This is a genomic window from Arthrobacter sp. 05L428, assembly GCF_056397665.1.
Genome location: NZ_JBFTNW010000001.1, coordinates 372,661 through 383,360 on the forward strand (window position 1 = coordinate 372,661; position 10,700 = coordinate 383,360).

At 66.4% G+C, this 10,700-nt stretch carries 12 protein-coding genes; 1 reads left to right on the plus strand and 11 read right to left on the minus strand.

The window, feature by feature from the left end; genetic code table 11:
* Positions 1-113 precede the first annotated feature (113 nt).
* Positions 114-896, plus strand: a complete 783-nt coding sequence (locus AC1DH3_RS01850; RefSeq protein WP_441417046.1) for a response regulator transcription factor — start codon at positions 114-116, stop codon at positions 894-896.
* On the opposite strand, the gene AC1DH3_RS01855 is transcribed toward AC1DH3_RS01850, so the two are convergent.
* The 11 genes from AC1DH3_RS01855 to AC1DH3_RS01905 form a co-directional block, all read right to left on the minus strand.
* Positions 893-1,351: an Hpt domain-containing protein gene (locus AC1DH3_RS01855; protein WP_441417047.1), complete on the minus strand. Its 459-nt coding sequence runs from the start codon at positions 1,349-1,351 to the stop codon at positions 893-895. The two genes, AC1DH3_RS01850 and AC1DH3_RS01855, sit on opposite strands and share 4 nt — an antisense overlap.
* A gap of 142 nt (positions 1,352-1,493) precedes the next feature.
* A complete protein-coding gene (locus AC1DH3_RS01860; RefSeq protein WP_441417048.1) occupies positions 1,494-2,375 on the minus strand; it encodes a type II secretion system F family protein in 882 nt (293 codons plus the stop codon).
* A 7-nt stretch (positions 2,376-2,382) separates the two neighbouring features.
* Positions 2,383-3,315 carry a type II secretion system F family protein gene (locus tag AC1DH3_RS01865; RefSeq protein ID WP_476908460.1) on the minus strand — a complete coding sequence of 311 codons (933 nt, stop codon included), beginning with the start codon at positions 3,313-3,315 and terminating at the stop codon, positions 2,383-2,385.
* Positions 3,316-3,322: 7 nt separating this feature from the next.
* Positions 3,323-4,612 (minus strand): TadA family conjugal transfer-associated ATPase, encoded by a 1,290-nt coding sequence (locus tag AC1DH3_RS01870; RefSeq protein ID WP_441417837.1) that lies wholly within the window; start codon positions 4,610-4,612, stop codon positions 3,323-3,325.
* Between the two features lie 225 nt (positions 4,613-4,837).
* Entirely contained in the window at positions 4,838-6,031 is a 1,194-nt protein-coding gene (locus AC1DH3_RS01875; protein WP_441417050.1) for a CpaE/TadZ family protein, read from the minus strand.
* Entirely contained in the window at positions 6,028-6,795 is a 768-nt protein-coding gene (gene cpaB, locus AC1DH3_RS01880; protein ID WP_476908461.1) for a Flp pilus assembly protein CpaB, read from the minus strand. The genes AC1DH3_RS01875 and cpaB overlap by 4 nt, the downstream gene beginning before the upstream one ends.
* Positions 6,796-6,838: 43 nt before the next feature.
* A complete protein-coding gene (locus tag AC1DH3_RS01885; RefSeq protein WP_476908462.1) occupies positions 6,839-7,876 on the minus strand; it encodes a pilus assembly protein TadG-related protein in 1,038 nt (345 codons plus the stop codon).
* Positions 7,864-8,238: a TadE/TadG family type IV pilus assembly protein gene (locus AC1DH3_RS01890; protein ID WP_476908463.1), complete on the minus strand. Its 375-nt coding sequence runs from the start codon at positions 8,236-8,238 to the stop codon at positions 7,864-7,866. The genes AC1DH3_RS01885 and AC1DH3_RS01890 overlap by 13 nt, the downstream gene beginning before the upstream one ends.
* A gap of 101 nt (positions 8,239-8,339) precedes the next feature.
* Positions 8,340-8,579: a Flp family type IVb pilin gene (locus tag AC1DH3_RS01895; RefSeq protein ID WP_476908464.1), complete on the minus strand. Its 240-nt coding sequence runs from the start codon at positions 8,577-8,579 to the stop codon at positions 8,340-8,342.
* A gap of 275 nt (positions 8,580-8,854) precedes the next feature.
* On the minus strand, positions 8,855-9,736 hold the full coding sequence (locus AC1DH3_RS01900; RefSeq protein WP_476908465.1) for a type II secretion system F family protein: 882 nt from the start codon (positions 9,734-9,736) through the stop codon (positions 8,855-8,857).
* 14 nt (positions 9,737-9,750) lie between these two features.
* The gene (locus tag AC1DH3_RS01905) at positions 9,751-10,689 is read right to left on the minus strand and encodes a type II secretion system F family protein (protein ID WP_441417056.1); all 939 of its coding nucleotides are present in this window, start codon (positions 10,687-10,689) and stop codon (positions 9,751-9,753) included.
* Positions 10,690-10,700 lie beyond the last annotated feature (11 nt).

A 10,700-nucleotide genomic window follows, 5' to 3' on the forward strand; every position in this document is an offset into this window, starting at 1 on the left:
GGCCGTGTCCCTTGGGCACGGCGTGGGCATCGGGGCATGAGGCCCGGATTTACAGCGGCGGCGTATGCACGGTCATCGCCGGCCGGCAGAGCAGCATCGGATGTGAGGGTGGCATGACTGACCTTGGGGTGGCCGTCGTTGTTGAGGACGATGCGGATGTGCGCAACCTCGTGGAGGCAGTGCTCCGGCAGGCCGGCTATGAGGTGCATTCAGCGGCCGGGGGCCGGGAGGGCGTCGAGGTTGTCCGGCGCCGGGAGGCCAGCGTCGTAACACTGGACGTGGGTCTTCCCGACATTGACGGCTATGAGGTGCTGCGCCGGATCCGCCAGTTCAGTGACGCCTACATCGTCATGCTGACCGCACGGACGGACGAGCTCGACACGCTGACTGCGCTCCACACCGGCGCCGACGATTTCCTGACCAAACCGTTCCGGCCCCGAGAGCTACGGGCCCGGGTGGCCGCGATGATGCGCCGGCCCCGGCATGACGGCCAGGGCGCGTTGACTGCGGCGTCGGCACGGCCGGCCGGCGACGCTGCCGTGCCGGACAATGTTTTGCGCCACAACGGGCTGGCACTGAATCCCGACATGCGCTCGGTGACGGTCGAGGGCGAACCGCTCGCCCTGACCCGCAGTGAGTTCGACCTCCTGCATGCGCTCCTCCGCGGCGCCGGCGCGGTGAAGTCCAAGACCGAGCTGGTCCGTGTGGTGCGGGGAGAGTATTACCGCGCCGACGCCTACATCAGCGAGTCCGATGAACGGGCCGTTGAGGTCCACATCGGCAACCTGCGCCGGAAGCTCCGGGAGGATTCGGTGCAACCGCGCTGGCTTCAGACGGTGCGCGGAGTGGGCTACCGGCTGGCGCCTGAGCGCTCCCAGTACGCTGAACGTTCCTAGCGCTCCCAGAGGATGTAGCTGAACTGCAGCTCGTCCACGGTTTCGCTGCCGCGGGCGGCGACATCGTCCAGCAGGGAAGCGGCCCTTCCGAGGTCCCCGCCCCGGATCGATTCCTCGAGTTCGCCGGCGAGTTCGGCCAGGCGCAGGCCGCCGACCATCGACGAGGACGTCTTGAGGCTCAGCACGGCGTCCAGCGCGGCTGCCTGGTCACGGCGTTCCAGGGCCCCGGCCAGCGAGTCATAGCGCTGGTCCCACATCTCTGCGTAGTCCCGGGCGAAGCCCTTGGCGACGGCGGCGCTGTTCAGCTGCTCGCCCAGGTCCTGGAGGGCCGCGGGGTCCACGAGCGGGGCCGCGCCGGAGGACGGCGCCGTCAGTCCGGCCCCGCCTGCGGGGGCATCGGCGGCGAGCAAGGACCCCGCGTTTGCGTCGTCGGGGCAGGCAGCTAAGAGAGACATGGCTCTACGGTACTAGCTGTCCGGACCGGCGCCGGAGGCGGCGGAGTATCCTGCGGAAACCTTGCGGCTATCCTTGTCCGGCACTTTTATGGGCCAACTAGCGGCGTCCGTGTAGGCCGTTCGCCGCAAACTTATGGGCCGATTAGTGTCCACTGAAGGTCTCTATGGCATTGATCACGGCGGGCCCCAGGATGGCGATAAAGAGCACCGGAAAGATGAAGAACAGCAGGGGGAACAGGATGGTGACCGGCAGCTTCATGGCCTTCTCCTCGGCTCGCTGGCGCCGCTTGACGCGCATCACCTTGGCCTGGATTCGGAGCACGCGGCTGATGGCAATGCCGTAGGTGTCGGCCTGCACCACGGCCTGGACAAAGCTGCGCAGCTCGGGGATGTTGGTTCGTGCCGCCAGCGCCTGGTACGACTCGCGCCGGCTGCGTCCCACCTGCATATCCTGCAGGGTTCGGACCAGTTCCTCGGCGAGCGGTCCCTTGCCGTTTTCACCGGCCCGCGCCATGGCCCCCTCGAATCCCAATCCGGCCTCGACCGAGATCAGCATCTGGTCCAGCGTGTTGGCCAGTTCCAGCTGCATGATCTTCTGGCGTTCCTGGCCCTTGCTGTAGAGCAGCAGGTCCGGGATGAAGTAGCCCAGGAGCATCACGAACAAGCCCACCAGCTTCAGGAGCGGGGCCGGCGTGCCGGCGAGCCAGAGACCCAGGAGGGCGCCCAGCAGTCCCAGCAGCGGTTTGGCGGCCAGAACCCGACCCAGCGGGAGCGAGGCGGGACGTCCGGCCAAGGACAGCAGCCGGTCGAGTTTCCGGACATAGGCGGGAGGCGTCAGGCGGTGGCCGATCCGCTCGAGCAGGGCCGTCTCCTTGGGCCCGGCGGACTCGGCGGGTCCGGTGCCCAGGGAAAGCATCTCCCGGATGGCGCGTTGGGATTTCCGGTCGACGGAGAGGACGGACCACGTCAGGTACGCCGAGGGGAGGCTGACCAGCAGGAGGGAGCACAGGATCAGGGGGTTCATCCGGGCCTCAGAACTTCAGGTCGATGATCTTGCGCATCCACAGACCACCGATCGTCATCAGGATCACGGAGGCCGCCATCATGGCCCAGCCCAGCGGGTTGGTGAACATCACGTTCATGTAGCCGGGGTTGACCAGCATCAGCATGACCACGATGCCGATGGGCATGGCCATCAGGACGTAGGCGGAGAACTTGCCTTCGGCCGCGAGGGACTTGATGTGGCCCTTGATCTCGCTGCGCTCGCGGATGGTCTCGTTCACCTGGTCCAGCACTTCGGCGAGGTTGCCGCCCACCTCGCGGTTGATCTGGATGGCCTGGGCGATCCAGACGAAGTCCTCGTTGCGCATCCGTTCGGCGGTGTCGCTGAGCGAGGCCAGCAGGTCGCGGCCGAGGGACGTTTCGGTGATGACGCGGCGCATTTCCTCCGCGGTGGGGCTCTGCGATTCGCTCCCGGCGGCGTCGATGGCGCGCAGGATGCTGTGCCCGGCCCGCAGGCCGCCGGAAAGCAGTTGCAGGGTGTCGCCCAGCTGGTCGTCGAACTTGGCACGACGCTTTCCGGCCAGGACCGTGAGGGCCAGGTGACCGGCCACCGGGGCGAGCAGGACCAGCAGAAGGGCAAGCAGGACGCCGCCGACGACGAAGCCGGCCAGGGCCCCCACAAAGGCGCCGACCGCCAGCAGCACGTAGAAGTCGCCCTGGCCCATGCGCAGTCCCGCTTGTTCCAAAGCCTCCCGGTTGAAGAGCCGGACCTTCCGTTGTGCGAAGAAGCCGTCCGCCAGGTTGACCGCGGATCCCGCGAACCGGCTGAGCGAGGAGTCCGGTGCGGTCTGGACCGGCCGCCGTCGGTCAAGTGGAACGCGGGCGGTCCCCGGCAAGAGGACCGCGACGGCGAGCAGGAGGAGGGCGGTGGCCATGAAGGCGGCGCCGATAGTCAGTGTCATGGCCGGCTCACGCCTTGCCGGCCGGTGCCAGCGGCGCCGCGAAGACGTTGGGGGAAACGTAGATGCCCATGTCCTCGAAGCGGTCGATGAAGCGGGGCCGGATCCCGGTGGCCACCGGTTTGCCGAGGAACCTCCCGTGGGCGTCCACCCCGGCCGAGTAGTCGAAGATGAAGGCATCCTGGAGGGTGACAATGTCCCCCTCCATGCCCTGCACCTCGGTCACGTGGGTGATCCGGCGGGTTCCGTCCCGCAGACGGGAGATCTGCACGATCAAGTTCACCGCCGAAGCAATCTGTTCCCGGATGGCGCGCAGCGGAAGATCCATTCCGGCCATCAGCACCAGGGTCTCGAGCCGGGCAACGGCGTCGCGCGGCGAGTTCGAGTGGACGGTCGAGAGGGAGCCGTCGTGGCCGGTGTTCATGGCCTGGAGCATGTCGAGGGACTCGCCGCCGCGGACCTCGCCCACCACAATCCGGTCCGGCCGCATACGCAGGGAGTTGCGCAGCAGGTCGCGGATGGTGACCTCGCCCTTGCCTTCGGTGTTCGGCGGCCGGCTTTCAAGCCGCACCACGTGCTCCTGCTGGATCTGGAGTTCCACCGCGTCTTCGATGGTGACAATGCGCTCGTCGTGCGGCAGGAAGGAGGAGAGGACGTTCAGCAGGGTGGTTTTGCCGGTGCCGGTGCCGCCGGAGACGATGATGTTTAGCTTGGCCCGGACACAGGCGTTCAGCAGTTCGGCCATTTCCGGTGTCAGCGTGCCGAAATCGATCAGGTTGCGCACGGTGAGCGGGACCTTGCTGAACTTTCGGATGGTCAGCGAGGAGCCGCCGACTGCCAGCGGGGGGATGACGGCGTTGACGCGGGAGCCGTCCTCGAGACGGGCGTCCACGAGCGGGGATGATTCGTCGATCCGGCGGCCCACCTTGGAGACGATGCGTTCGATCACCTTGCGCAGGTGGTCCTCCGAGCTGAAGCGCGACTCGGTCAAGGTGAGCTGGCCTTTTCGTTCCACGTAGATCTGGTCCATCCGGTTGACCATGATCTCGGTAACCGCGGGGTCATCCAGCAGCCGCTGGAGCGGACCGTACCCCAGCACGTCGTCCGCGACGTCGCGGACCAGCCGGGTGCGCTCCTCGGTGGACAGCGGCACCTGTTCGGCGTCGATGATGCGGGTCAATTCGTCACGCGCTGTGGCACGCAGCTCTTCTTCCTTGACCGCCGAATCGTTGAAGCGGGTGCCCATCCGCTCAAACAGGGCGGTGGCTGCCCGCTCTTTGAGCGCGGCAAAGGCATCCACCGGTTGCTGCCCCTTGGCGCGGGCCGTGTCGGGGTGTTCTGCGAACGACGGCGCGGCCGCCGCGGCGAGGCGCGACGGCTCGGGGCGCGCTGCTTCGAGGTGGGGGGAGAGCCGGGGTGGCCGGGCCGACGGGGCGGTCGCCGTCGTTAGCGGGGCCGACGACGGCGGTGCCGGCTGCGTTTGGGGGCCGGCTTCCGCTGCGGAGAGACGTTCGGAGAGTTTCACTTAGACCACCACCCGTCGGTGCAGTTTCTTCTGCGCTGTGGCCCGCCAGGCCGGATCAAAGCGCGTCACCAGCTGCCGCAGGCCCTTCACTGCGGGATCCTTGCGGCCGTCCTGCAGGACCGGGATCCCGCGGTTGGTGGAGTACGCCACCGCCTGGGAGCGCGGAATGCTCACGTCCACGGGCGCGCCGATAGTGGCCTCGACGTCCTGGACGCTGAGCCCGGATTTGGAGTCCGCCATGTTCAGGACCACATGGCGGGTTTCCGGAAGCAGGTCGAGCCGGCGGAGGATTTCCAGCCCCGAACGGAGGCCGCGGATGCTGGGCACGTCCATGGCGCTGACCCAGACGACGTCGGTGCACTGTTCCATGGCGGCCAGGCCCACCTCGGGCAGGCCGGGGGCGGTGTCCACGACGACGTACTGGAACTGCTCCGCGAGTTGTTCGATCAGCCGGCTGACCTGCTGAGGCGTGATGTCGTCCGCTTCCACCGGGGTCCGGGGCGCGCAGAGGGCGTAGATGCTGCTGGGGTGCACGGTGAGGAACGCCTTGAGGACCAGCGAGTCCTGGCTGGCCGACGCCGAGACGGCGTCGGTGACGGTGTGTTCCGGATTCAGGTACAGGCCGGAGGCCACGTCGCCGAACTGCAGGTCCAGGTCCACGATGACGACGCCCATCGGTGCAACCTGGCCCAGACCGATGGCGATGTTCGTGGCAATGGTCGTCTTGCCGACTCCTCCCTTGGGGGAGAAGACTCCGATCACCAGGCCTTTGGGATTGTTATCCGGCTGCTGGACGGCCGTGGCCCGGGTCCGGCTGGCGTAGGACTGGCAGGCCCGCTCCAGGAGCACCCGGATCTGGGCCGGGTCAGATGCGGGGCTGAGGATGTCCCGGATCCCGGCACGCATCGCCAGCAGCACAAACTCCGGTTCGGGCTCGCCCACCAGGATCACGCTTAACTCTGGCAGCTGCACGTCGAACACCGTGGCGAGCCGCAGGGCGTCCTCAATCGGAACGTCGGGTCCGAGGATCAGCACCTCGGGTCGCTCCTGGTTGAGGTTGGCGAAAAGTTCACCGGGATTGGCGGGATTGATGAAGGCAAAGGTCTGGACGCCGCCGGGCAACCCGCCCGCGACCGCCTGGCGGACGCGCGCATCGAAGTCGGCGTTGGGAGTGATGAGGACGAAGCGGCTCACTTGTAGACCTCCGGCTTTGTCACAATTCCAGGGCGGCCGCTGTCGGTGGCATTGAGCGGTTCTTTGCTAAGCCAAAGCTTTTCGAACTCAGCGGCATAGACAATCTTGGTGGCATCTACGTCGTTGACGGCCACCGTCACCAGCAACAACCCGGTTGGGAGCGACGTGTCCTCGCCCGGGGCGGCGGAACCGCTCGCCGAGGGCTGCGGAGTGGGGGTGGTAACGGGAGCGCGCTGCACCGCCGTTACGAGGGCCTTGTGGACCGTCAGCTGCGTGGTTGACTTATCAGGCTTTGCCTCGATCCCGCCCTCCTTGAGGTTGATGAAGATGCCGACGTGGTCCCCGGCGGCAATGCGGCCGCCGACCACCCGCTGCGGTTCGAGCTGGAAGGAGACCTCCTGCAGCCCCTTTGGAACTTCCACGGATCCGCTCGTCTTCAGCTCCTCCGGTTCGACCAGCCGCTCGGCTACGAGCTGCTCGCCCGGCAACAGGTCGACGGCGGTGACCTTGCCGGCCAGGCCGTCCAGATTCTTCAGCGCATTCTTCGACACGGCCTTGCCGGGGAGTTCCTGGCTGCTGACAAACGCCGACAGCGACGCCACCGGTGTGCCGGCGGGGATGGCCTTTTGCACCACCATGACGGTCACCGGCTCCAGGTTCTGCACGGCGCGGGTGTCGGCTCCTTGGGCGTAGCTGACGACAAGGATGGCACCGACGATGGCCAGCACGACGGCGGCCAGTCCTGCCAATAAGCGTGACTTCAAAAACTGCTCCTGAACCGGTTAGTGGACTGCGAGGTACAAAGTGCTATTGGGTGAGGCGGACGATCGTGGCCCCGTTGGCGTCGACCGGGCCAAGCGTGAAGCCGTCAGCCAGGGAGACATACTTGATGAAGCTGCCGATGATGCCGCGACAGTTGCCGTCGCAGGCCACGGAGGAGAGGACTGTGGGGGTGCTGTTCTGGAAGGTGTCCGGGAGCGAACTGTTGCCGCTGAATTTCCAGCCCTTAACCTTGAAAGCGGCGAAGGATTTCAGGCCGTAAACGGCGCCGTTACCCGTTCCGGTAACACGGTCAAAAACCGGGAGCAGGACAACGACGTCCTTGCCGGCTGTGATGTCGGCGGCCCAGCGGTTCAGCGTGGCGGCGCAGACAGACGGCGAGCTGTTACCCGGGTCGCTGCCGCTCTCGCTCAATGCAAGGTCGATCAGTCCGCCGCACACTCCCGGGTCGCTGACCAGCCAGCCGAAGCCGCCCTCGACGGCCGCTCCGGAGGGGCCGTAGTTGCAGTCCGGATTCGCGTTGCTGCCGTGGTTCTGCAGCAGTTGCAGCGTGCCGTCGACGTGACCCCGGACCTGGCAGATCGAGAAGGCGACGGGAAACGCCGTCGGCCCCTTCACCGGGCTGCCCCAGGTTACTGCCGAGGTGGCCGAGACTTCGGCGGAGTTGTAGCCAAGGGCCCGTGCGAAGAACAGCGAAACCCGGTTCGGCTCCTTACCGGGCTCCTGGGCGCCGGCGGCAACAGTGACAGTCCGGTTGGTCTTGTCGAGGAGCAGCGACTTGATGTTGCTTGCGCCGTCGCCGGCATTGCCGTTGGCCAGGGCCCGCGCCAGGGGGGAGGTCGCGGAACATTCGGCATCGTTGATGTCCTTCGCGCATTTTTGGGCCACGGCCAGGGCCGCGGCGTCGGAGCCGTTGCGCAGCTGGGTCCGCTCCGCGTACAGCATTCCGACGTCGACGGCGAGGGCGGCAAAACCGAGCAGGCTGACCATGAGGATCGCGACCATGATGGCGATCCCGCCGCGCTCGCGGTCAGCGTCCGGGACCCGACTGTCTAGCCGCCGCACAACATGACTCCTTTGCCTTCCATCGGGAACGGCCCGGCGATGCCGGTCATGGTGGAGAGCGTGTACTTGATCTTGACCGTCACCTGCGCACCGGAGGTGCACGGAGTGGGGCTGATGGTGATGTTCGAGTCGGCGAGGGCGGGCTGCAGGCTGGTCGTCGCGTTCTTGACCGCGGTGCGGGCGGCGGAGGCGCTGTTGTTGATGGCCATCACGCGGACCCCCTCGCGCGCCGCGCTGGAGAGCGAGATCTGCACGTTATAGGCCCGGCCGAATTCCATGATGCCGAGCAGCATCATGACCAGCACCGGGGCCAGGAGGGCGAACTCCACCGCGACGGCGCCCCGTTCTTTTGTCTTGGACATGGGGGACCGCCTTCCTGCCTGGGAAACTCCGGAGATGGCAGTGTGGCGGCGGCTAAAGCCKCCGCCACACGATCTTGCAGCGCTGTGCGCCGGGGTCGGGCTTATTTCGGCGTGCAGGAGGAATCGGTCGGCGTGGTGCCCGTGGTGGCGGCCTTGTACGTTCCGCCGCTGACGCTGCACTGGACCGATTCGAAGGTGCTCTTCAAGGTGCCGCCGAGCAGCGTAACGGCGACGATGATGACGACGGCGATGAGGGAGACCATGATGCCGTATTCGACGGCGGTCGCGCCGCGCTGGTCGCGGCGAAGGCGGGTTGCGATGTTGGAGAGGTAGGAACGCATTGGTGACTCCTGAGCGAGTTGGGCGGCTGGCCCTGCACCAGCACTGAGAGGAACTTAGCAAGCGCCGACACGCCGTCAATCGGAGTTTGGAACATCCTGTGCCAAGACTTCCCAAACTGCCCTATTCCTGTACTTTCCCTGCGCGGATCCTGCGCTGGGGGCTGCGGAACTGGCCGTAGGCCCTGGGAGTGGGCCCCGGGCACAAAGGAGGACCCCCTTGGCTCTGGGTACCAAGGGGGTCCGGTCTATGGGCGGCCCTGACGCGGGCCGCGTGGCTATTTGTTGGCAAAAACCTCCATGATGCTCAAAACCGTGGGGCCCAGCACCACGATGAACAACGTGGGGAGGATCGAGAAGATCAACGGAAAGAGCATCTTGACGGGCATCTTCATGGCGTGTTCCTCCGCGCGCTGGCGGCGCTTCACGCGCATGTCCTTCGCCTGGGCGTTCAATACCTGCGCGATGGCGATGCCGTAAGCGTCCGCTTGGACCACGGCCCGGACAAAGGACCGCAGGTCCGGCACATCCACACGCTGGGACATGGCCAGGTACGCGTCCTTTCGGGACCGGCCGACCTGGATATCCTGCAGGGTCCTGATCAGTTCCTCGGCGAGCGGCCCCTTGCCGTTTTGGCCAGCCCGGGCCATGGCGGTTTCGAAGCCGAGCCCGGCCTGGACCGAGATAAGCATCTGGTCCAGCGCGTCAGGCAGCTCCAGTTTGATTGCTTCGCGACGCTTCTGGGCGTGGTTCCGGAGCAGAATGTCCGGGACGAAGTAAGCCAGCGCGGTCATGCCCACCATCAGGAGGACAGTGGTTGCCGTGGGGCTCCCAGCAACCATGAAGATTCCCGACATGGCTCCCGCGAGGGCCAGCAGGGGCTTGACCATAAGGACGCGTCCCAGGGGCCAGTCCTTGGGCCGGCCGGCACCGGCGAGCTGCTTGTCCAGCCACGCCGTGTACCCCTTTGGCGTGACCTTCCTGCTTAGTGCCGCGAATTGGCCGGTGGCCGAGAGCGCGGATCCGTTGCTCTGCGGACCCCGCCCGAGGTTGGCTTGCACGTTGCGAAGGCCGGCCCGGTCTCCGGTGAAGGCAAGCCAGGTCATGATCGAGAGCGGTGCGACGACCCCCAGGATCGCTGCGTAGGCAATTGTTTGCACGGTTCTCTCCCTTCTCAGAACTTCGGCTTGACGAGTCGGCTGAGCCAGAAGCCGCCCACAGTCAGCAGGACTATGGCAGCGACGATCATCAGGAACCCCGGAAAAGTGGTCAGGAAGACCTTGGAGTACAGAGGGTTGAAGAGTGTCAGCCCGATGAACATCACCACCGGGAGTGACATCAGGACTATGGCGGACATCCGGCCCTCCGCGCTGAGGGCCCTGACCTGGCCCCGGATCTGGTTGCGGTCCCGGATGGTCTCGCCCACGTGGTCCAGGACCTGGGCGAGGTCGCCGCCGACTTCGCGGTGGATATCGATGGCCCTGGTGATCGAGGCAAAGTCCTCGTTGTCGGTCCGCCTGGCGACCTCCGCGAGGGATTCGCCAAGGTCCCTTCCGATGCGTGTCTCGTTCACCACCCGATTGAGCTCCTCCTTCATTGGCGCCTCGTTCTCCTCCGCGGCGGCGTCCACCGAGCGGAGCAGGCTGTGGCCGGCCCGGAGGCCGCCCGCGAGCATCTGCAGTGCGTCCGGCACCTGCTCGTCGAACTTCTTGCGCCGCCGCGAGACCAGGACGTTGAGAAACAAGAGCAGGACCACTGGTGTCAGCAGCGTCAACAAAACGGCCAGGACCGGTCCGCCGAGGAGGAAGCCAAGGACCGCGGCCACGAAAGTGAAGGCACAGCCCATCAGCACGTAGTCGCCGGGTTGTTTCTTCAGACCGGCGTTCTCGAGTTTCGTGCGGCTGAGCAGTCCCGAGTCACGGCTCCGCAGGCCCCTGTTGAGGGTGTGCACGGCTTGATCGGTGAGCCTGCTGAGGTTTGACGAGTGGACGGCCGCCTCGTCGGGCCGGCGCCGGGACAGCGGCACCGCGTTTGACTTGAAGAGGACGGCAACAATCGTCGCCAAGGCTGCGTACGCCAGGACGAGGCCGGCTACAAAGACAAGGGGAGACATATCCTGCACTG

Bases quoted from the DNA above. Each gene is read 5' to 3' on its own strand.
- AC1DH3_RS01895 (WP_476908464.1), bottom strand. From the start codon at position 8,579: ATGCGTTCCTACCTCTCCAACATCGCAACCCGCCTTCGCCGCGACCAG.
- AC1DH3_RS01850 (WP_441417046.1), top strand. From the start codon at position 114: ATGACTGACCTTGGGGTGGCCGTCGTTGTTGAGGACGATGCGGATGTG.
- AC1DH3_RS01905 (WP_441417056.1), bottom strand. From the start codon at position 10,689: ATGTCTCCCCTTGTCTTTGTAGCCGGCCTCGTCCTGGCGTACGCAGCC.
- AC1DH3_RS01865 (WP_476908460.1), bottom strand. From the start codon at position 3,315: ATGACACTGACTATCGGCGCCGCCTTCATGGCCACCGCCCTCCTCCTG.
- AC1DH3_RS01855 (WP_441417047.1), bottom strand. From the start codon at position 1,351: ATGTCTCTCTTAGCTGCCTGCCCCGACGACGCAAACGCGGGGTCCTTG.
- AC1DH3_RS01860 (WP_441417048.1), bottom strand. From the start codon at position 2,375: ATGAACCCCCTGATCCTGTGCTCCCTCCTGCTGGTCAGCCTCCCCTCG.
- AC1DH3_RS01890 (WP_476908463.1), bottom strand. From the start codon at position 8,238: ATGTCCAAGACAAAAGAACGGGGCGCCGTCGCGGTGGAGTTCGCCCTC.